At 59.8% G+C, this 19,652-nt stretch carries 20 protein-coding genes; 8 read left to right on the plus strand and 12 right to left on the minus strand.

Annotation, left to right across the window (positions count from 1 at the left end; all coding sequences use genetic code 11):
* Positions 1-91: 91 nt before the first annotated feature.
* The 4 genes from QA640_RS44530 to QA640_RS44545 all read right to left on the minus strand — a co-directional run bounded on the left by QA640_RS44530 (position 92) and on the right by QA640_RS44545 (position 1,831).
* Positions 92-223: a hypothetical protein gene (locus QA640_RS44530; protein ID WP_283043647.1), complete on the minus strand. Its 132-nt coding sequence runs from the start codon at positions 221-223 to the stop codon at positions 92-94.
* 336 nt (positions 224-559) lie between these two features.
* A complete protein-coding gene (locus QA640_RS44535) occupies positions 560-796 on the minus strand; it encodes a hypothetical protein (RefSeq protein WP_283043648.1) in 237 nt (78 codons plus the stop codon).
* A gap of 491 nt (positions 797-1,287) precedes the next feature.
* On the minus strand, positions 1,288-1,470 hold the full coding sequence (locus QA640_RS44540; RefSeq protein WP_283043649.1) for a hypothetical protein: 183 nt from the start codon (positions 1,468-1,470) through the stop codon (positions 1,288-1,290).
* Positions 1,471-1,576: 106 nt separating this feature from the next.
* Positions 1,577-1,831, minus strand: coding sequence for a nuclear transport factor 2 family protein (locus tag QA640_RS44545; RefSeq protein WP_283043650.1), 255 nt, complete (start codon positions 1,829-1,831; stop codon positions 1,577-1,579).
* Between the two features lie 118 nt (positions 1,832-1,949).
* On the opposite strand from QA640_RS44545, the gene QA640_RS44550 reads away from it, so the two are divergent.
* The gene (locus QA640_RS44550; protein WP_283043651.1) at positions 1,950-2,141 is read left to right on the plus strand and encodes a hypothetical protein; all 192 of its coding nucleotides are present in this window, start codon (positions 1,950-1,952) and stop codon (positions 2,139-2,141) included.
* Positions 2,142-2,301: 160 nt separating this feature from the next.
* Here the strand turns inward: QA640_RS44550 and QA640_RS44555 are convergent, their stop codons facing one another.
* Complete coding sequence (locus tag QA640_RS44555; protein WP_283043652.1) at positions 2,302-3,894, minus strand: alpha-amylase family glycosyl hydrolase; 1,593 nt, start codon at positions 3,892-3,894, stop codon at positions 2,302-2,304.
* 1,659 nt (positions 3,895-5,553) lie between these two features.
* On the opposite strand from QA640_RS44555, the gene QA640_RS44560 reads away from it, so the two are divergent.
* A complete protein-coding gene (locus QA640_RS44560; protein WP_283041364.1) occupies positions 5,554-6,828 on the plus strand; it encodes an IS256 family transposase in 1,275 nt (424 codons plus the stop codon).
* Between the two features lie 123 nt (positions 6,829-6,951).
* On the opposite strand, the gene QA640_RS44565 is transcribed toward QA640_RS44560, so the two are convergent.
* From QA640_RS44565 to QA640_RS44575, 3 genes are all read right to left on the minus strand, one after another.
* Positions 6,952-7,152, minus strand: a complete 201-nt coding sequence (locus QA640_RS44565; RefSeq protein ID WP_283043653.1) for a hypothetical protein — start codon at positions 7,150-7,152, stop codon at positions 6,952-6,954.
* A 154-nt stretch (positions 7,153-7,306) separates the two neighbouring features.
* Positions 7,307-8,428 carry a hypothetical protein gene (locus tag QA640_RS44570; RefSeq protein WP_283043654.1) on the minus strand — a complete coding sequence of 374 codons (1,122 nt, stop codon included), beginning with the start codon at positions 8,426-8,428 and terminating at the stop codon, positions 7,307-7,309.
* Positions 8,429-8,513: 85 nt separating this feature from the next.
* Positions 8,514-8,735, minus strand: a complete 222-nt coding sequence (locus QA640_RS44575) for a hypothetical protein (protein WP_283043655.1) — start codon at positions 8,733-8,735, stop codon at positions 8,514-8,516.
* A 1,198-nt stretch (positions 8,736-9,933) separates the two neighbouring features.
* Here QA640_RS44575 and QA640_RS44580 point away from each other — a divergent pair.
* Positions 9,934-10,071 carry a hypothetical protein gene (locus QA640_RS44580; protein WP_283043656.1) on the plus strand — a complete coding sequence of 46 codons (138 nt, stop codon included), beginning with the start codon at positions 9,934-9,936 and terminating at the stop codon, positions 10,069-10,071.
* Between the two features lie 551 nt (positions 10,072-10,622).
* Here QA640_RS44580 and QA640_RS44585 read toward each other — a convergent pair.
* Both QA640_RS44585 and QA640_RS44590 read right to left on the minus strand, forming a co-directional pair.
* On the minus strand, positions 10,623-11,933 hold the full coding sequence (locus QA640_RS44585) for a caspase family protein (protein WP_283043657.1): 1,311 nt from the start codon (positions 11,931-11,933) through the stop codon (positions 10,623-10,625).
* A gap of 7 nt (positions 11,934-11,940) precedes the next feature.
* Positions 11,941-12,921: a DUF4399 domain-containing protein gene (locus tag QA640_RS44590; RefSeq protein ID WP_283043658.1), complete on the minus strand. Its 981-nt coding sequence runs from the start codon at positions 12,919-12,921 to the stop codon at positions 11,941-11,943.
* 409 nt (positions 12,922-13,330) lie between these two features.
* Here QA640_RS44590 and QA640_RS44595 point away from each other — a divergent pair, with 409 nt between their 5' ends.
* From QA640_RS44595 to QA640_RS44605, 3 genes are all read left to right on the plus strand, one after another.
* Positions 13,331-13,978 carry a formylglycine-generating enzyme family protein gene (locus QA640_RS44595; protein ID WP_283043659.1) on the plus strand — a complete coding sequence of 216 codons (648 nt, stop codon included), beginning with the start codon at positions 13,331-13,333 and terminating at the stop codon, positions 13,976-13,978.
* Positions 13,979-13,980: 2 nt separating this feature from the next.
* Positions 13,981-14,382, plus strand: coding sequence for a hypothetical protein (locus QA640_RS44600; protein WP_283043660.1), 402 nt, complete (start codon positions 13,981-13,983; stop codon positions 14,380-14,382).
* Between the two features lie 121 nt (positions 14,383-14,503).
* A protein-coding gene (locus tag QA640_RS44605) for an IS630 family transposase (protein WP_283037252.1) occupies positions 14,504-15,465 on the plus strand; the annotation gives its coding sequence in 2 pieces (ribosomal slippage) (positions 14,504-14,840 and positions 14,840-15,465; 963 coding nt in all).
* 358 nt (positions 15,466-15,823) lie between these two features.
* On the opposite strand, the gene QA640_RS44610 is transcribed toward QA640_RS44605, so the two are convergent.
* On the minus strand, positions 15,824-16,057 hold the full coding sequence (locus QA640_RS44610) for a hypothetical protein (protein WP_283043661.1): 234 nt from the start codon (positions 16,055-16,057) through the stop codon (positions 15,824-15,826).
* Between the two features lie 455 nt (positions 16,058-16,512).
* Positions 16,513-16,656, minus strand: a complete 144-nt coding sequence (locus QA640_RS44615; protein WP_283043662.1) for a hypothetical protein — start codon at positions 16,654-16,656, stop codon at positions 16,513-16,515.
* Positions 16,657-17,032: 376 nt separating this feature from the next.
* On the opposite strand from QA640_RS44615, the gene QA640_RS44620 reads away from it, so the two are divergent.
* Complete coding sequence (locus tag QA640_RS44620; protein ID WP_283043663.1) at positions 17,033-17,368, plus strand: hypothetical protein; 336 nt, start codon at positions 17,033-17,035, stop codon at positions 17,366-17,368.
* 1,300 nt (positions 17,369-18,668) lie between these two features.
* On the plus strand, positions 18,669-19,322 hold the full coding sequence (locus tag QA640_RS44630) for a hypothetical protein (RefSeq protein ID WP_283043664.1): 654 nt from the start codon (positions 18,669-18,671) through the stop codon (positions 19,320-19,322).
* The last annotated feature ends 330 nt before the right edge of the window (positions 19,323-19,652 follow it).

The raw sequence follows: 19,652 nt of genomic DNA on the forward strand, positions 1-19,652 counted from the left end.
TGACGTTGTCTTACGGACTTGGCGCCGGGGTCGTCCCAGCGACCCCTAGGGTAAGATAATCTGTTCGGCGGCTCCGACCGGCCGAACGCGGTCATTCAAAGCTCACCGCCGGCTCAACATCCGAATTCATATCACCTTGATCGCTGGCGACAAGGAAAAGGAGGGAGCAGCTCGCCAGCGAGCCAGCGACTTTGGTGTGCGGCATCCGCTGCTCGACGGTCACCCCACGCCGCCTTCCGTCAGGATGACCAGATACTTTGCACCCATTTTTCCGATGTTTGCAGGGTCTGCCGATGGGCCATGCTGTCATACGAACTTCGCGCGGCCTCCCTTGAGGGGAACTCGTACTCAGTCACTCCCTCCACTGGATCCTGTCCCTCCAGGGTGTGGTTAGACCCGAGCGGGGTGACCCTCCAACGCTTCATTCACGCGCTGCCGATAGGTATTGAGTACCTCCCGGTCAAAAATTTCACGGCAAACGAACACGACATACGCAGGCATGCGAGCACTGGCTTTGCCGGTAGGCGCGACTCCGCTCTCCACGAGCATGCCGAGATATTCATTGCCCTCCCGACATATGCATCACCGTTGAACCAATCGACCGTTCGCTCGAACGGAGGGAATTCAGCCAACACGATTCCTCGACGTGCTCATCCTGATCCGCGTCGAGCACCTCGAATGGAGCGTACCCTGCGAGCACATCTACATTCTCGGGGTACCGCGCTTTCTGCCAGTAGCGCTCGAGCCCCGCAGGGTTCTTCACCGCCTGGCAGACATAAACAAGGTAGCTAGACATGGCGTACACCTCCTTTAAGACCCATTCTGCAGTCTCCAGCAATGGGAGACCCCACACAGGCTCGCGTAGAAAATATTGACCTGCCTATGGAGACCAAGCCACCCACGTGGCGCGTTATGAGCGCGCCGCGGAAGGGCGGACGAGATCGCCCGGCGTACGGATCAGTTGGCCCATCGTGAAGGTCGCCGAGCGTCCGGATTGAGGCACGCCTCTAAAGGCGAATGCAGGCTTAGACACTTGAGCTCAATTCCCTTATAGAGGCTTCCGTGAATTCCCTCAGTTGGTCGTGTTCCTCACTGCGCTGCTGCAAGCGCTGCCTCAACTCATCGAAGTGTTCTGTTGGGTTCGGCATAGGCTGCGATAACACCGCGCAATAATTCCTCGGTTCAGTTCACTACTCTGCTCGACGATACCAGTCGCATGCGCTCAACCGCAGAGTAAAGATTGCTGATAACCTCGGGTCCCTCGGCTTGGTGGCTCCATGCTTGCGCTCAGCATCTCGTCGCTTCAATGATGAATTCGGAATAGAGTTTTTGGCGTTGCCCTACATGGTGCAAACGCGTCTGAGTACCGAGCAACTTGTGCTGTGTGAACCAGGAAGCGGCAAATGTCGACACTCCGCCGATCAGTGAGCCGATCAATCCGGCGATTGCTGAAAGGATTGCAGAATCCATTTTTGAATGTCCGAGGCGAAGGCTGCATGTCTAAATCGGTGAACACACTATTCAAGTCATCCAGGCAGCGACGGAGCCCTTACTTAACACTTCTGGCTCGTCGCCCTTATGAAAGGCCGCGCTCCTCCAGCCAGTCGACGTAGAGCAGACGTTCGGCGAACAACCACGCGCCGTCGATCTTCACGAAGGCGTCGAGGTAGCGCAGATAGGCGACCATCATGCGTCGCTTTTCCCCGTCCATCGTGAGGTGATGCGCAATGCAGTAGGCTTCGCCCGTTGCGCGATCGCCATTCAGGCTGAAGATCGTGCGCTGCCCGACGAAATGCATCGTGGCGGCGTACCGATTCAGGTCTGCGAACACAGCGCGAGCGATTCGGGCGCGTGCAAGCGCTCCTCCGGTGTTGCCAGCAACTCGGCGCGCCGGGCCTCGCTGAGCACCCCGGTTCGGTCTTTCAATCCGTCAATCGGGGCCAGCGCAAATGCCGACCCTGCTGTTTGACGGGGACCCAGACTACCGGAAAGGTTCGGCCTTCTGCAGCGCGATGCTTGCAAGGGGCGTCTACTTTCATCCCAAGCACAACATGTTCCTTTGCGCCGCCCATACCGAGGCCGACATCGCCGCTGCTCTCGAGGCCGCGGAGCACGGCTTTGCAACCGTGGCGGCACTTTGACTTTCGCAATCCACTCCCGCTGCCCAGACCAACGGCTAGCGCTTGACCCGAGCATCGCTTCCCGCGCCATGCGCGCGGCTTAGCCTTGACCAGGCTCAAATTGAAACTGTTGGACGTCGAATCCTCTCGCCACAACGCAGTCCGAAATGTTCACCAATTGTCACGGCTTATGGAGTTCGATAACCACGCCTTCATTGCCACGCAGAAGCAGCGACGTGCGCGGTGAAGCTTCGGCCGGCCGATCTAAATGCGTAGACAACAGCACGCTACCGAACCCCTCCCATTCCCACTTTCGCGGTTCGGCAGAGACGTTGAGCGCAATCAACAGTTCACTTTCGCCGAGGACGCGCCTGAATGCCAGGATGTCATTGCGCGACCGGATCGCCTGATACTCGCCGTGCTGCAAACAGGCATTCGCCCGTCGTAGCGCGAGCAATCGCCGAAACAGTTGCAGGATCGAATGCTCGTCGCGTCGTTGCTGGTCTACATTCGGCGTGCCGTTGGCCTCCAGCGGCAGCCACGGATCACCCGAGGTAAATCCGCCGGTGGGGGTGGCATCCCATCGCATTGGTGCGCGCTCGGGATCTCGACAAAGACCGAAGCCTTTGACGAGCTTTTCGAAGGGATCGTGAACGCGATCAGACGGGATGGTAACCCGCTCGCGGCCGATCTCATCGCCCATGTAAAAGAACGGCGTGCCCTTGAGCGTCATCAGCAACATCGCCAGTACGCGCATCTGATCTGGCCCGACCTTGCTGGCTATGCGCTGCTTGTCGTGTCCGCCAATCACCCAGACGGGCCACGCCCCCTGGGGCAAGGCGTTGAGATATGCGTCGACTGCTGCCTGCAGCGAAAGTGCGTCCCAATGAGAATCGAGCAACGCGAAGCTAAACGGTAAGTGAAGGCGCGGCCGTTCCGTGCCGTAGAAGTGGCCAATCCGGTCAATCTTGCCCTGAACCTCGCCGCACAACAGCCTGTCATCATAATCGTCCAGCACCTCGCGAATGAACTCGATGCATCGCATCGTCTCGGGCCGATCATCGGTGAACACAGGTGTCAAGCGTTGCGTGGGCGGCTTGTTCTTCTTTTCGGGATTGGGTGGATTGTCGCGGAGCAGGGCGTCCTTGATCAGGACAGCGCTGGCATCGACCCGAAAGCCGTCGATGCCGCGATCCAGCCAAAACCGCATAACATCCGCGATTGCCGCGCGCACTTCTGCACTACGCCAGTTCAAATCGGGCTGCTCGACGAGGAACGAATGGTAGTAATACTGGCCTCTCGCCTCGCACCATTCCCAAGCGCTGCCACCAAATCGGCTCAGCCAATTGTTCGGCGGGCTCCCCGTCTCCGACGGGTCGGCCCAGATATACCAGTCTGCCTTTGCATTATCGCGCGATCTATGGCTTTCAGCGAACCAGGCATGTTCGCTGGACGTGTGATTGGGCACCAGATCGAGAATGAGCCGTACGTCCGCATCGTGCAGCTCTGCAATCAGGCGGTCGATGTCATCGAGACTGCCAAATACGGGGTCGATAGCGCAGTAGTCGCTAATGTCGTAGCCGAAGTCGCGAAAAGGGCTCTTGTAGATCGGTGTCAACCAAACAGCATCAATGCCAAGCCATTTGAGATACTCAATTCTGGACAGAAGGCCCGACAGATCGCCCTTACCGTCTCCATTGGAATCCTGAAAAGAGACCAGTGCGATCTCATAGATCGCAGCAGATTTCCACCAATTATGGGGAGCATTACTCATCAACGGTCATATGGCTGGCCACGCATTCGATTTACCAAGCTTGTGCAAAGGATTCAGTTCCATCTGTTCACAGTGCAGACCTCCTCTCCAGAGGTGGGAAAAAGCTGCGGCTCTGCACCGGCTACCCGCTCGTTTTCGCTTGCCGGCGGGATTCTCCGCATCAGTTTAGCCTTCACGTTCCGCCAGCCAATTAAGCCAGTCTGATCGGTGGGCTAAGTGACCTACATAACATTCTGGGCAATCGTCATCCTGTATTGGTGATGCTGCGGGTCCTTGTTGCGACACCTCGAGCCCTCCAGCCAGAGCCTCGCGCCATCCACCTGCACGGCCCCCGTCGAGTGCCATCGGCGGGGGCTTCACTCTCGTCCCCTCGGCTTACCGATCGTGATTGTCGCGCCGGCAGAGCTTTAAGATAACAAGCAAAACCCGCCGGCATCGGCACCCACGGGCTTTCATGTCCAGTCGCGGGTCAGAAGGGGGCTGAGGAATCCACCCGCAGCCCCCTTAAGCATTTGCTTGCCTTGCTTGCACTGGCGATCGGACGGGTCCTCGACACCACACGTTGGCGAAGTGGATTTGGTGCAATCTGTTGTTGTGGCATCTGAAGGTGCTGCCTGTCCGAAAGGCGCGATGGCGGCGACGTGCGGGGTTATCATTGGGGTGCTAAACGGTGCCGCGGCCTTCGCCGCCACTATGGTCCGGCGCTCTTGGGCCCAGCGTTGCAAAAAAGCCATTCGGAAATTGTGGAGGAAAGCAATCAAATTGCGAGAGGGGTCTCGGTCTAACGCAGCGTTCTTGGGGAGGGGCTCTTGGGCGGGGGGCGCCTCGAAGTCCGGGAGCCGGGATCACTTGTCCACGACTAGAAGGTACGTGAAGTGAAGGGTTATCGGTGATTTTGATCCGTCCAACAGGATACGGAGGCTCTTCGGATGATAGCCAAGACCAACCACTGTTCCGGTCTTGCCGCCCAAACGCGGCCCCGCTGAGAGCTTTACCTCTATGCGAGAACCAACGGCAAATTCGCTCGACGAGGGTCCATTCATCGCTGTCGCTGAGCCGTGAAATTACGCGCACCAAATATCAATCGGTGACGTTACTGATCGAAGAGATAAATCTATACGCATAGTGCCGCTATATTGCACGAGCACGTCAATGCTATCTGACATCGCGAGATCGAAATCCAGAGCTGTGCGCGGCACCGCTCGCCAACGACCGAGATGCGCAGCTGGCGCGTGCCTGGGATGCATTCCTGGTAGATAGATGCCGTCAGGGCCAGGACTTCCTCGTTGCGAGCAGCTCCTGGCCGACTACCGCTGTTCGACGCCAGTTCGACGCCACGCGGCGTCGCGACGGGCTTGATGACCGCGCCCGGATGCGCCGCGCAAAGCCGGCAAATGTGCACTGGATCTTGACCGACGAGCGTGGCCGGGATCCGGGACCGGCGCGCTTCGCGGCATGTAGCTGCACCAGCTTGTTCTCCGCCAAGCGGGTGGCAAGAGGATGGCTGACCCAGTGCCCTTAGTTAGGCGTTCAGGAGTATGCCCTCGAGGACCCTCTCAGGGGGATGTCCCGGGTTCTGTTGAATTTCTGAAGAGGTCGGCGTTGCCCACCTTGAGCCGGTAGGCTCGGGGTGCTGATTCCACAAAGGAGAGCAACGCCATGACGAGAGATATCACACCGGCTGGTTGGCCGGCGACCGGGGCTGTGGACGAAGCGTTTGCAGAAGTGCGGGCGAGCTTCGATCGGTTCTGCCTTGCGGCAGGGATCGAGGCGCTCGGCACGATGATGGAGGCGGATGTCACGGCGGCCTGCGGGCCGCGCCACGGTCGCGACGCGGCGCGGCGGGCGCACCGTTGGGGCCGAACGCGGGGACGGATCGGCTTCCACGGCGGCAAGATCGAGGTCGAGCGCCCGCGGGTCCGGGGCGTGGACGGCCGCGAGGTCACGATCCCGAGCTGGGAAACGGCGGCGGAGGAGGACTGGCTCGGTCGCTGGGCGATGAACCTGATGCTGATCAATGTGTCGACGCGCCGGTTCGGCCGCGCTGTCCGGCTGCCCGAGGGTGACGTGCCGGCACCGCCCGGATCGGGGGTTTCGAAGTCGGCGGCCTCGCGGAGGTTCGTAGCGCTGTCGGCGGCGCGGCTGGCCGACTTCATGGCTGCCGATCTGTCCGCGCTCGACCTTCTGGTGGTCCAAATCGACGGGCTGCATCTCGGCGACGATCTCGTGCTGGTGGCCGCGATCGGGGTTGACGGCGAAGGCAACAAGCATCCGCTGGCGCTGGTGGAAGGGGCGACCGAGAACGCCGCAACGGTTCAGGCCCTGCTGGACAACCTGGTCTCGCGCGGGCTCGACCCGACGGTGCCAAGACTGTTCATCGCCGACGGCGCGAAGGCGTTGTCGAAGGCGATCCGCCGCACCTTCGGTTCGGCCGCTGCGATCCAGCGCTGCCAGATCCACAAGGCGCGCAACATCATGGAACGCCTGCCGAAAGAGCATCATGCGGCCACCCGTCGGGTGCTGCGCCAGGCCTGGGAGCTCGATGACGCCGACAAGGCTGAAAAATTGATCCGCAATCTCGCGCGTCGACTCGACCAGCAATGGCCCGGCGTAGCGGCCAGCATCCTCGAAGGCCTCGACGAAATCCTGACTGTCGTCCGGTTGAAGCTGCCGAAGGAGCTTCGTCGATCGCTCGCTTGTACCAACATCGCCGAGAACATGATGGGCACCATTCGCCGCGTCACGCGCAACATCAAACGCTGGCGGGATGCCGGCATGGCCTTGCGATGGGTCGCGGCCGGCATGATCGAGGCCAACAAGGGCTTCCGACGATTGAAGGCGCATAAGCAATTGTCGGTTTTGCGTGCGGCCCTTCAAGCTCGCCACAATCGCATGACGATCAACCCCGTTGCCCACGTCACGAGGGCCGCGTAACATTCATTCCGGCAACGTCGGCCCGACGTAGTTCAACAGCGATCGGGACATCCCCCCTCTCAGTACTACGAAGGATAGGCAGCTCATAGGCAGCGTCAGTGAGAGCAACCCGGCAGCAAGGATTCAACCAAGCGAGACCGCCTGCGCCACCATGAGGCCAGCACCTAGGATGCAGATTAGGCCGGCAAAAAGCTCAAAGACTGACGGTCCGGGGCGGCCCACCGCTAACAGCGCAAGGATGGTCGCAATGCCGAACCGAATGCCCTGTGGCGTGAGGTTATCCCACCCGATAATATCCCAGCCGATAACCGAAAGAAGACTCATCTCTCCTGCCTCCTGTATTTGAAGCCTTTGTTACCCGGATTTCCGCGCGCGCGAGGCGGGTGACGGCGTCTAAGGCGCGTTTGGCGGAGGCGGCCAAGGCGAAGGGGCGTCGAAAATAAAAACTCGCAGCCGCCCGTGTAGGGCCTATCGCCGGTTAAGGCTCGTTGATGATGCCCGGTGGAGAATACTTGGCATGGCTCTCGCCGTCCTCGGCGTAGCCTCGCTCCCACGCGCCAGAAGCGAGAAAGCCCGCGTAACGCAATCTTTCATCCCCGACGAGCCGAGTCGACGGCCCAAGCCGCTGATTGAGAAGTAGCGTCGCAAAGCAGCGGAGTAGGTCTGATCTTGGCTCGTCCTGTTCCACCCACAGAAACTGCCCCATCTCGTTGACCTCGAGGAAGATATGTTCCCCATCGGGCGTAACGATGAGATCGATGCAGCCGAAGGCAAGTCCGAGCTTGCGCATGAGCGCGATACACCGCTCCTCGACCGTGCGTGGCAATGCTACAAGCGCCGGCTTGAGCGGCGCCACCATATCCGATCGCCAATCGAGCCGCGTCGAATCGCGCGACTGCGAGTCGAGACGGATGACCACGCAGCGCTCGTCCATGCAGATGACCCGCAGTTCGTAGGCCTTCTCGACCTTGCGCTGATAAATCGCTGGGCAGCCCGCAAGCGGCGCATCGTCCTGAAGGTTCTCCTGGCGCAGTTCGGTGGTGAAAAGCGCGTGGCGCTCGCCGCTCGATTGCCCATGCCAATGCGTCTGCAAATGCAGCTTGAAGATGACGCCCGCCTTACAATGCTCACCCCAGAAGCGGCGGATCTCATCGGGATCGTTGCTATAGAGCGTCTCCGGGATGGCAAAACCACACTGCGCTGCTGCAATGAGTTGAGGCATCTTCAGCAACACCACCTCACGTGCCGCGATATCATTCACCCAGAAGGCGTCGGGCGCGATGAGCCGCCGCACGTTGCGGATGTGGTAGTCGCATTCGCGTGAAGCTACTGCCCAATCCGCGTCGGACATGCCAGGCGGCCGCATCGGTAACCCGCTGCGGCGGAACCATACCGTGCTCCAGTCGCCGCTGACTCCATGGCTCCGGCCATCACCAACGGAGACGGCCTGCGGGGCTTGCGCAATGTGCATTGATGACCGCAGCACCAGCGGCAGGTCCGGCGTGTAGACGGTTTGATGCCGCCCCCCTGCCTGCTCGATCGCCCAGCGGACCGCATGAATATGGATATCGAGTGGAAAGCCTAGAATGAGGACGGTCATCGGACATCGACCCCTTGCTTTGAATATGGCTCGAGTGAAGGCATCCCCGCTGACCGACGCAAGAAGTCGGCGGGGAGAAAGTAAATCACGCGTCGCTGTCGTTCGTGGGGCAGCCCGTGCACGTGCACGTATCGGCACGAGTCGAGACCGTGACGCCGCCGATCACGCCGCGCGAAATCATGCCGCCGGCAATGTGGTCGATCTCGTCGATGGTAAGCAGCCGCGCGAGCTGGCGGGCGAGGATCCGTGGAGCCGCAGGCACGAGGCCTTTGGCGTCGTCCTTGGCAACTTTGCTGTCGTCGATCATGAGCAGTTTCCTGGTCTCTGGGTGCTGAAATAGGGTCCGCAGAAGCGCTCCGCTTCTCACGTTGCCAGACGTGGAGGCTACGAGATGTGATCGCGCTCACACTCGTGCGCCCTAACGGGCATCGCGGGGAATTCTGGTTTGACCGCCTTTCCTGTTAGACGCACATCCAGGCGCTTAGATTTCAGCGCTCATGGTTCTGCGGTCATACTTTAGCGAAGAACCGATGGTCGCGACGAAAGCGGAAGGACGAAAGCGACTGGTTTATCTGCGGCAGGACTGGAGACAGATATCGGCGGGCGATCGCTCGGCGAGGGCGAAGAGACTCGCCGTATGAAGCGCAGGCGCCGATCTCACCGCACGAAGCACCGCCAGCGGCTGCGACACACCGCCGACGGTTGCGGCAAAACTAAAACAAAAGAGGCCGCCTACCAAGACGGCCTAACTGCTGTCGCCACCCGCTAGCCGGATGGCGATCACGATGATGGCGATACATTCACCCGTATGGTGGCCCCTTCGTCGCCATAAGTGGCCATTCCCTGACGTGCAAATCGGACAATACTTGAGCTTGACTTAACCGCAACCCTACGCCGGTGGACGATACGGATACGCGCACCGCGAATGGTCCGCCAGCTATGGGAAATTCTAATCCGAGTCATTTAACCTCCAAGGTTCAATGAACAGTAACGGTTGTCTCAGCAACGTGCTTTTCAACACACGCCCGGAATAGCCGATCCCAAGGTCAACGACCGTGATGCGCGTCACTGGAACTTCGACTACATGACGAAGGTGCTCCTAAGCATCACCGCAGCGAGCAATGTGGCACCGCGGATTGCGACAGCAAGACAGATGCGCGCTGGGATTGAATACGAATCGACGCCGAGCATTTCCTAGGAATTGATTGACTATTATCGACGGCAGGCTGCGCAATCTATCGCGGGCGCCAATGAGATCGAGGCCGGACACGGGCCGGCAGGTGACCAACCTTCAGTGACGCTGCAGGTAATTTGGACGATCGCTGACGATCAATACGGCCGGGCGGCGGCCGCTGGGACTTCTCAACTACGAAAAGCCGGCTAACTATCGCTCCGTAAGGCAACGATGAACCACGCGTTTAGTTTTGATGAGAAGCGAAAGCGTTCCTGGCGCTCGGCTGTTTATTTTGGGAAACGAGCCCTGAAAGCTGAGGGGTTGCTATGCGATGGAGGAAATTGCCATGCTTGTGTTTTGGTTGCCGATCATAATTTTCGAAGCGATGCTTGCAAACTTGAATGAGCGCAAAGCAGGCGATCCAACGGCGATCGATGGTGCCGCTCGAGTTGCGCTCCGCGATGTGTGATTAGGATCACGGCCCTAACGCGTGCCTCGTAGGATTGTCGAGTCGATCAGTTGTTTGCTGTTCTTCAAGGAGCACACCATGAACGTCGTGATTCAAAGACTTAATGGCCTGTGGCACCTCGTCGTCGGGTCGTGCCAGCTCAGAACTCCCTTCCTGGAGACGCAGGACCGGGAGCTGGTCGTTACGTACGCCCGACGAGTTTACCCTGGCGCCAAAGTCTTCGAACGCGACTGATCTTAACAGCGACGCACTCGAGCGAATGTTCTCTCGCACTTGAGTGACTGGCAATTTCGCAGAAGAGGCCGCTCTTGGCGCGGAACACTAGGCGCAAATCCTTAGGGCGCGTTTGGAAAGCGCTGCGATCCGGTCACCGCGGTCGACTTAACGCCATCGCGCCTCCTTTGAAATCACTGTATCGGGACATCTTAGGCGGCGATCGATTGCGCGCAAACGGCGGCTTTCGCGGACTATCAAGATGCCGCCTTCCGATTTAGGCGACTCCTCGGTGTGCGAGAAATGTTATGGATACATCGCGAAGTGTCCAGACGAGCTCAAGGAGCGACGCTCTCGCGCAATCGGAGGAGCTGGGACCGGAGCCGCTCGCAGCCCAATTCCCTCTCGAACTTGGTGATCGCCTCAAGCGTCGGTTCAGCGCGCACGCTCAGCAACCGCGCCATGTCGCGGGTGCAAGTATCTTCGGAACGGACAGACTCATTCTGTGCCTGCTGCTTCGGAGCCGGTTGCGGCGCCGCATTTCCGCCAGAAGGCAGAGCGGTATTGCCAACAATACTCTCAAACAGACGCTGTACTTGTGGACGCAGGCGCTTGCAGGCGACCTCGCGTTGGAAGTTGGTGATTTCGTCCGGCGCAGGGTTGGCGCGCAGACGCGCCAGTCTCGCTTCGTCGCGGACACAGGGGTCCGTATCGGGGGTCGGCTGCGCGGGAAGCGGCGGCTTGGGCAGTTCCGCCTTCACCGCCGGTGGCGCGCTTGGCGGCGGTGGATTGACCACGACCGGCTTCGGCGGGGCCGGCGCCGGAACTGGCGGACGGGCCAGGGGCGGCGATACCGGCGCGACATTTGCTGCACCCAACTGCGGCACTAAGGAGATGGTTGCGCCGCCGAGAGAGCCATAGATGAACGGCTCCTGCCGTCCACCGGTCATAGTGATAACCTCATCGCGCACGCGGCCAAGCGCGATCCGAACGTCGACACCGGGCTCGGCAAGGTGCCGGAGCAGCGCGGTTGCATAGGGACTGTTCCCGCCGTCGCCGTCATAGGAAATCGAGCCGGCCTTCGCCGCGAAGGCCACCAGCGTATCGGCACTGATTTCATCAAGCTTCGCAAGCCCGCCTCTGGTCGGCGAGCGGCTTGCGGACCGCAGCTTGGCCGCAAACGGGTTGTCGCGGCAGGCGTCGAGGAGTATCAAACGCAGGCGGCGCACCGGTTGCAGCGCCCAGATGATGCGATCGAGCGCGATAGCCTCATCCTCGACGTCGTAGTCGTGGCTCAGCCTGGCATCCATCGGTATCAGATAATTCATACCGCCGATCTCGATGCCGTGGCCGGCGTAATAGACCACCGCGACATCGGCGTCCTCTGCAGTAATGAGAAAATCGCGCACAGTGCGCTTGAAGTCGACGACGCCCAGATCGTTGCGCGAAATGACGACGTCGAAACCGATAGATTTGAACAGCGCTGCGATCGCTTTGGCGTCGTTGCCGGTATTGGGCAGCGTCGGTGCATTCGTATAGGCGGAGATTCCGATCACCAGCGCGACCCGACGCTCCGCTGCGGCCGCATCGGCGAACATCGCGCTGACGATGAGGCAGAGGACGTAGATCAAGAGCCGGCGCGGTTTCATCGCTGCATCAATATCCGTAACTCCGCCAGGAGCGATGGCGGTACTTGCGCTTTCTCGGCGGCTGGCCGCTCTCCGTCACGGTGACGTTGATGACTTCGGAGAACACTGCTGGATCGTGCGGCACGTGGGCAGAATCGGCGAACAGCAGGCGCAGCTTGTGCTGGCCGATCGGGAGCGTGATCTTCGCTTCGGTCTGGCCAGCCCCGAAGTGCAGGTGGTTGAAGTCGTTCGGGATCGGTTGGTTGAGTGGAGGCAACTCGGCATCGACAAGCAAATGATGATGGCCGGTGTTGGGTTTGTCGTAGCCCGCCGGCGCCACGCCCATGTTCAACAAACCGAAACGGATAACCGGGTTCGGAGAAATATAGGAGCCGTTCTTCGGATAGATGAAATAGACCTTAGCATCCTTCGGCGAGGGACGACGTCCGCCCGCCGCGGGAGTTGCTTGAGCCATCGCGGGGCCGGTTTGGTCAGCCACTTTGACCTTGATCCGCTCGGAGATCACCGGCGGCGAATGCGGAACGTGATTCTTATCGGCGAACACCAGCTGCAAGGTGTGCTCGCCGGGCGTCAGCGAAATCTCTGCCTCGGTCTGTCCAGCGCCGAAATGGAGGTGCTGGAAATCGTTGGGAATCTCGACATTCAGCGGCGGCGTTGGCGAGTCAACGATCAGATGATGGTGACCACTGTTGGCGCGGTCCGAACCTGCCGGCGCAACGCCCATGCCATGCAGGCCAAAATGTAGAGTGGTCTTTGTTGGCAGCGTGTCGCCGTCCTTCAAGCCGATGAAATAGACGGCCGCCCCAGGCGGCGACGGCGTCGGTCCGCCCGTTTGGGCTTGGGCCCGTGCGGCGTGGCAGAGCATCAAACCGCCGACAAATGGAACCAGAACCGATATGAGCAATCGTTGCATCGTCGCAATCTTCCCAATGCATAGACCACAATCTCGACCGCAGGAGCCGCGGGAATCTGAAATAATTGCAAACATCGATAATATGCCCGTCGGGCAAAACGAACGGGGATGAAACGATATTCCTTTGCCGCCCAATGTAAACCAAAATCCTGCGGCGCGACCGTCGCCTTGCCGGTCGCGGCCGAATGAAGCATTCTATGCCACATTGAATGTGACGTGTGCATACTCCCGATCGTTCGAGCCGACCGGAGATCACAAGATGAAATCCGCCGTCTTGTCTGTGATTTTTCTCACAGCGCTATTTGCAAGTACTGCGGCAAGCGCCCAGCGAGGGTTGAGCAGCGGTCCGTCTGGCGACCCACGGTCCGCGTCATCCGACACCAGGGTGGCTCAACAACAGGGCGCCAGTCTGGATCCTGGAGAGCTGTTTCGCGATTGCGATAACTGCCCCGAGCTCGTGGTCGTGCCGCCGGGAGATTTCGTGATGGGATCCAGTGACACGCCTTATGAGAAGCCCGAGCACCTGATCAGCATTCGCAAGCCATTCGCCATCGGGCGTCGCGAGGTGACCTTCGCGGAGTGGGATCTGTGCGCCGATACCGGCACGTGCAAAGTGCGCCCGGAGGATCACGGCTGGGGGCGCGGCGACCGCCCAGTAATCAATGTCAGCTGGGAGGACGCCAAACTGTTCGTCGCCTGGCTGTCGCAGAAGACCGGACAAAAATACCGTCTGCCCAGCGAAGCGGAATGGGAGTATGCCGCGCGCGCGGGGACCAAAACGCCATTCTGGTGGGGCAGAGAGGCCGGCGCGGGTCATGCGCAATGCGACGGCTGTGGTAGTCCGATCAAGCAGCAGGTCGTGCCAGCGGGCTCGTTCCGGCCAAATGGCTTTGGGCTCTACGACACTTCTGGCAATGCTGCGGAATGGGTCGAGGATTGCTGGAACGATTCCTATCGCAATGCGCCGAAGGACGCGTCGCCTTGGACGTCGGGCGACTGCCGCCTGCGGGTGCTGCGCGGGGGCAACTTCCTCAGCAAGGCCAGCGACGTCAGATCTTCGGCGAGGTTTCGCTACGACATTGACGTGCGTTACTACGCCAACGGCTTTCGCGTCGTTCGGGAGTTGCCGTAATCATGCCGCGCGCAGAAACAATGCGCGCGATCGTCGTGGCGATACTTGTGTTGCTTGCTGCAGTTCCTGCCGCTTGGGCGCAGTCCTACTCCGCAAGCGGGCAAATCGGCTATCTGCACGAATGGGAGATAACGGGAAATCTCGCGAAAACGGTTGCGCGTCTAGGTGAAGAATATTCAGGGACGATCACGCTGCGCCATGTCGGCCTGTGCAGCGTCAACGGCGTAGAGCAAAAGCAGGCGCGCATGCAGCTGAAAGTTTCGTCCGGGCGGCTGGAAGGTATGTTGATCATGGACGAGGATCAATGCCGCATTGTCGCATCTGGATCATCAGGCTCGGGACTGTTGATCTGCGGCAGCGGCCAAAACGTTCCGATCAATCTCCTGATCGGCAAAAGCGATTGAGGCCGTAGCGGCTGATCGCGCGCTATTTTAGAGCGGTAGCCCATCTTACTGAATCGTTGGGGATTCCCAAATCAGCGGTTTCCTGATTCAAGCTGTTGGCCGGGACCGGAGGCCGGCGAGCATGGCGAAACCGTTGTCGATGGATCTTCGCGAACGTGTTCTTAGCTGTATTGAGAGCGGCGTTTCAGGCCGGCAGGCTGCTGAGCGATTTGGAGTGAGCCCGGCCAGCGTAAGCCGTTGGCGAACGCGCGAGCGGGAGCAAGGCGATGCTCTGCCAAAGGCTCAAGGCGGTGATCGCAAATCGCACCGGATCGATGCTCACCAGGCGGCGATCATAGCTTTGCTCGAGGCGTCGCCCGATATCACCATTGAGGAATTGCGGCACAGCTTGAGCAAACAAGGCCTATCCTTTGGCTATGGCACGATCCGCCGCTTCTTCGAACGTCACAAGATCACGCGCAAAAAAAGACTGCCCATGCCGCAGAGCAGAACCGTCCGGACGTTTTGAAGGACCGCGAGGCTTGGCGCGAGAGCCAGGACAAGCTCGACCGGGATCGCCTCGTCTTCATTGATGAGACTTGGGCATCGACCAACATGGCGCGAACACACGGCCGCTGCCGGCGCGGTGAACGCCTGCGGGCCAGCATTCCTCACGGTCACTGGAAAACGACAACCTGCGTAGCCGCCCTCACCACGAACGGCATCATCGCTCCATGGGTGCTCGATGGCCCCATCAACCGCGACGCCTTTGAGACCTATGTCGAAAAAGTGCTCGTCCCCGAGCTGCCGGAACACGCCATCGTCATCATGGACAACCTGTCCAGCCACAAAGGACCACGCATACGCAAGATGATCGAGGCGGCCGGCGCCACGCTCCTCTATCTCCCGCCCTACAGCCCCGACCTCAATCCGATTGAGAACGCCTTCGCCAAGCTCAAAGCACACTTGCGAAAGGCCGCCGAACGGACCATCGGCGGCCTTTGGGATGCGATCGGGCGCATCGTCGACACCTACACGCCCGCAGAGTCTAGGAACTACTTCGCCGCCGCCGGCTATTTGCAATCTGATCGGCTAACGCTCTAGAGCGCGCGTTTTCCGAAGTGCTGCTTGCTCGCCGCCCAGTAGTCCACGACTACTTGGATGCCGGCGCCCGCGCCAACACAGGCTCCTGCGGCCGCGACTGGCTCGGCTGCTCCGCCTAATCCGCAAACTCCATTTCGATTAGAGAGGCGCTACACGACTCTACAAGAGCTTACGTGGTCATTCTTTCCCAAATATACCTTTTGGAACCGTAAGCTGTTCTTGAGATTGTGTCCGGGCTGCGGCGGAAGCGCCATTGGGCGAGTATCGCTCCGGCGAAGGCACGCCGGATGATTGCTGTCGTGATCGCATTCACCCACTGACGAAGAAGTGATGGCAGCTCTGACGGCATGGCATCCTCTCAATGCGGCCTGCCGAGCACGAATGCGAACGGCAGAACGAAAATCTCGTCGCCGGCCTCATCGCTGACGTGCAGGGCCCACTGACGCCAATCTTCCAGGTTGGCGGCTGCGACGAGGGATCGCACCCTGCAGGTGGCCTCCTCACACGCCTCGATCAGGTCGGATACGAATGTACCGCGACGATCCATCAGTACCTCCTTAGCGTTCGAGCAATGAAAATAGACCTGAGCCATGTACGCCTCCTTGCAACATCCGGGTGAGCAAGCTCGACCCTACGTGTCGGAGTCATACTTGGCCGCAAAAGGGATTATCCGTGATCATCCGCACATGGTGCGGTTTGGATGCCTCTTGGGTCCGTGAGCGGTCCGGCCTCAAATTACGCGCACCGCTCATCCACGGACGAGGCATGGATCCACGTCAGCGCTCGAGTCGAGATCGACGGGACCTAGGTACAATAGACGGCTGCCGCGGAGGCTTCGGCTCGCCCGCCGCCGTTGGAAACGGAGGCGTTGCCGGCAGAGATAGCAAGAACTGCGTCCATGCGCATTGGTTTGAAGTTCATCTTGCAGTGCTTGCAAACGCGATACCGAAAAGAAGCTCGGAGGCCTGTATTGATGGTGGCGGGGGCTGAATCGCCCCGCCGTGAATTACAGAGGCCGTACGATGATTTCTACATCCATCGGCTAGTCTAGGTCGCCATCCCGCGGCAATAAATAGAACCCACGGCCATTTCTGCGCGGTGCAGCGGTGGCCTTAAGTTGGTCATGAACACCACGAAGCACAGCGCTCCGATCGCGAAGATGATAAGACTAACAATGTAGTTCAGGTTCATCTGTGTGCCTCGTCGCCCTTTTAACGGCTGCATCATGCAGCCATGAGCCGGACCATAAGGAGATCAACCCGAATCTTCCGTGACGGCGCTCACAATGTCGAAAATTGTTCCATCTACCTCGACACCTTGGCCGTCAGCACGCGTGCAATCTTGTTGCGCTCGACATCGACCGGACGGCATTAGCGGCCCTCTGCCTGGCCTTGGCTTACCCTTGCGCTTACCGGCGGCAGTCTTCGTTGTGTGCGACGGCCGCGAGCATGTCGAGCCGTGAGCGCGTTACCATTGCCGCCCGTGATTTCCGTCACAGATAGAAAAGCCACCCTCCGGTATGGTTCGAGCCAGACGTTGTTCATTGCAACCCCTGAGGAGGGAATACATGAGTGAAATGCGTGAACTGATCGATACGGAACTCGACGCCGTGAGTGGAGGTCATCACGGGGATTGCGGCGGACATCAGGCGCCCTTGGACCGGATGGACGCCGTGTGGGGAGGTCATCACGGGCATTACGGAGGACATCAGGCGCTCTTCGACCGGGTGGGGCTCTTCGACTTCGGCAATGTGGGCAATTCCAACTTCGGCAATATCGTCAATTTCGGCAATATCGTCATAGAGGAGAACATTACCGTGCAGATTGGTGTGGCTGTCGGCAGTAACGCCACCGTTGCGAACTTCGGTGGTCTTCAGACGACGAACTTCAGCGCTATCGCCTAAATTGCGGGTGCCCGCACACTCCTTGGCTGCTCCCGAGGTGTGCAGGCATTCCGCAATTTATGCGATCGTGGACATGTTCGCCTCACCGAGCATCTGGTGTCGAGACCCTTCCCGAAATGCCTTGAGCGACCCGCGCCAGGATGCTCGCGATTACGATCGCGATGAAAGAGTGGCCCGCCATTTGTGGCGGGCCCTGAAGGAGGCTCTCGAGTCTCAAGGGATCTCTCCCTGCAGCCGCGCCAGCGAGTTAGCGTGCCCGTGGCGGTTGGTTCTTGCCCGATCTCAGGGTGGGAGGCCCCTCAGCGCGCACCACAGCAGGGTGGGTGGCCTCCTCAGCGCCCACCCTGCATTCCCTTAGGCCAATGCTACGTTTTGGTTTAGCTGTTGCTCGGCTGCATGGCGGTCTTCCCGGATGATCTGATGCTGCCAAGCTAATCTTCCGATTGCCATGGCCGCAACAACAGAAACGCCCGGTGGACACTACACAGCTGTGTTCAGCTGCTCGAGCTTCTCAGAGCAAATCCTGACAGTCTCACCACGCGGCCATTCCTGACCATCGGTTCGCGTTGACGCGAAATCTTACGTCCTCGCAATTGCTTTTCCCTCCAATGCTATAGGGTTGAGCATGCCGGCAGCGATCATTGGCTACATTCGCGTTTCAACCGACAAGCAGGGCAAAAGCGGGCTCGGCCTTGAACCGCAGCGCGAGGTCATTGCGCGCTTTGCCGCTGCCGGGTCTCTAGCGAGGGTTAGCCTCAGACCGACTAGGCGTGTTGCGTTGTGGCTCCGGTCGCCGGTTCATGACGAGCTCTGGTAAAACCCGTCTCAAGGACCGATGAACGGTCAAATTCTGCAGCTACTTTCCGTTCAATGCCAAGCTTTGCCTCAACGGGCATGAATAGGCCGAGCGTCAGCTTGCATGGAAAGGCATTGCCTTCGAGGCCCTCGACAACTGCACCTTGAAGTGTACCAATCCCAAGCGGCTGCAGGCAATTTGGGACGGGCTTCCCGCAGCCATGACCGATGCATTGCTACGCAAATGGCTACGGCTGCGAGGGCCCTCTTTCGCACCCGGGTGGTCACGCAGGATGTCACCCAATGAGCGAGGTCGAGCGGCTCAGCCACGATTGCATCCTCAGCGAAGATACTTTGCAAGCCAACAACCGACCGGTGACAGCTGGTCGCCAGCGCGCGTCCGGCCTGCGTTTTGCCGACCCAGGCGTGCAACTAGGCCCTCATCTTGTTTCGACAGCTCCCGCAAGACTTCCAAGCTGCCGATCTGCGCCAGCATCTTGCGGCCTTGTCCGGCCGCGATCCCACGACGATCACCACCGGCGCTATGACCTACCAACTGCGACGGCTTCGCCTCAACGGCTTGATTGCGCCGCCCAACAACTTCCGATATTGCGTCACCGATCTCGGCTGCCGCGTTGCACTCTTCTTTACGCGAACATCAACCGCCTTCTGCGACCTGGCCTCGCCGCCGCACTGCCAGCGCTGCGAGCCATTGCTAGCCCCCCTGAGAAATGCCCTCGACCGGCTGGTGAGTTTATTGAGGTCGAGACCGGCAAAGGCGCCGACGCCCTGGACAAGCGCACGCAGCTCGCCGCTGCGCTTCGTAAAGCCAAGCAACTTCGGCGCCCATATCGCCGTGTCGAAGCTCGACCGCCTGAACCGCGATGTTCACTTCATTTCGGGCCCGATGACCAAGCTCGTCCCGTTCATCGTCGCGCAACTCGGCCGCAACGACATCTATGCGGCGCTGGCCGAGAAAGAGCGCGCGATGATCTCGGAAACGCACGAGGAATGCGCTTGCCAAGGCCAAGCAACGCGGCATCGTTCTTGGCAACCCAAATGTCGGCAAGATGAACACCGAAGCCGCTGCGGCTCGCGACGCCAAGCTAAAGGCCTGTCCTCGAGGCGATGCCCAATCGCGAAATTGCTGAGCGGCTGACCAGCCGCAACATTCCGACGCCGCGTGGCGGTGATGCCTGGAATGCGATGTCAGTCATGCGCGCTATGAAGTGGCTGTGCATCCGCGCTGTACAACGAGGCTCAACACCGCGAGTCGCAGCGCGCCTGAGCATACAACATTTAGGAGAGGCGTCGGCGGCTTTCAACCACCCGCCCGCAGCTCTGTCTCAAAGAAACGCATGGGCAGGCTTCTCTGCGGCTCCTGCGGGCCTGGGCCCACGTGATTTCTCTCACAGATAAAAAATCCGTCCTCAGGCATCTACACGAGCAGTGAGGCACTGGCTTGCTTTGAGCCAGATGTTGTTCACAA

It is taken from the genome of Bradyrhizobium sp. CB82 (assembly GCF_029714405.1).
GTDB lineage: Bacteria > Pseudomonadota > Alphaproteobacteria > Rhizobiales > Xanthobacteraceae > Bradyrhizobium.

What these genes read in the sequence shown, in the direction of transcription:
- QA640_RS44535 (WP_283043648.1), bottom strand. Translation starts at nt 796, where the DNA reads ATGTCTAGCTACCTTGTTTATGTCTGCCAGGCGGTGAAGAACCCTGCG.
- QA640_RS44540 (WP_283043649.1), bottom strand. Translation starts at nt 1,470, where the DNA reads ATGGATTCTGCAATCCTTTCAGCAATCGCCGGATTGATCGGCTCACTG.
- QA640_RS44550 (WP_283043651.1), top strand. Translation starts at nt 1,950, where the DNA reads ATGCCGACCCTGCTGTTTGACGGGGACCCAGACTACCGGAAAGGTTCG.
- QA640_RS44555 (WP_283043652.1), bottom strand. Translation starts at nt 3,894, where the DNA reads ATGAGTAATGCTCCCCATAATTGGTGGAAATCTGCTGCGATCTATGAG.
- QA640_RS44560 (WP_283041364.1), top strand. Translation starts at nt 5,554, where the DNA reads ATGACGAGAGATATCACACCGGCTGGTTGGCCGGCGACCGGGGCTGTG.
- QA640_RS44565 (WP_283043653.1), bottom strand. Translation starts at nt 7,152, where the DNA reads ATGAGTCTTCTTTCGGTTATCGGCTGGGATATTATCGGGTGGGATAAC.
- QA640_RS44570 (WP_283043654.1), bottom strand. Translation starts at nt 8,428, where the DNA reads ATGACCGTCCTCATTCTAGGCTTTCCACTCGATATCCATATTCATGCG.
- QA640_RS44575 (WP_283043655.1), bottom strand. Translation starts at nt 8,735, where the DNA reads ATGATCGACGACAGCAAAGTTGCCAAGGACGACGCCAAAGGCCTCGTG.
- QA640_RS44580 (WP_283043656.1), top strand. Translation starts at nt 9,934, where the DNA reads ATGGAGGAAATTGCCATGCTTGTGTTTTGGTTGCCGATCATAATTTTC.
- QA640_RS44585 (WP_283043657.1), bottom strand. Translation starts at nt 11,933, where the DNA reads ATGAAACCGCGCCGGCTCTTGATCTACGTCCTCTGCCTCATCGTCAGC.
- QA640_RS44590 (WP_283043658.1), bottom strand. Translation starts at nt 12,921, where the DNA reads ATGTTTGCAATTATTTCAGATTCCCGCGGCTCCTGCGGTCGAGATTGT.
- QA640_RS44595 (WP_283043659.1), top strand. Translation starts at nt 13,331, where the DNA reads ATGGGATCCAGTGACACGCCTTATGAGAAGCCCGAGCACCTGATCAGC.
- QA640_RS44600 (WP_283043660.1), top strand. Translation starts at nt 13,981, where the DNA reads ATGCCGCGCGCAGAAACAATGCGCGCGATCGTCGTGGCGATACTTGTG.
- QA640_RS44610 (WP_283043661.1), bottom strand. Translation starts at nt 16,057, where the DNA reads ATGGCTCAGGTCTATTTTCATTGCTCGAACGCTAAGGAGGTACTGATG.
- QA640_RS44615 (WP_283043662.1), bottom strand. Translation starts at nt 16,656, where the DNA reads ATGAACCTGAACTACATTGTTAGTCTTATCATCTTCGCGATCGGAGCG.
- QA640_RS44620 (WP_283043663.1), top strand. Translation starts at nt 17,033, where the DNA reads ATGAGTGAAATGCGTGAACTGATCGATACGGAACTCGACGCCGTGAGT.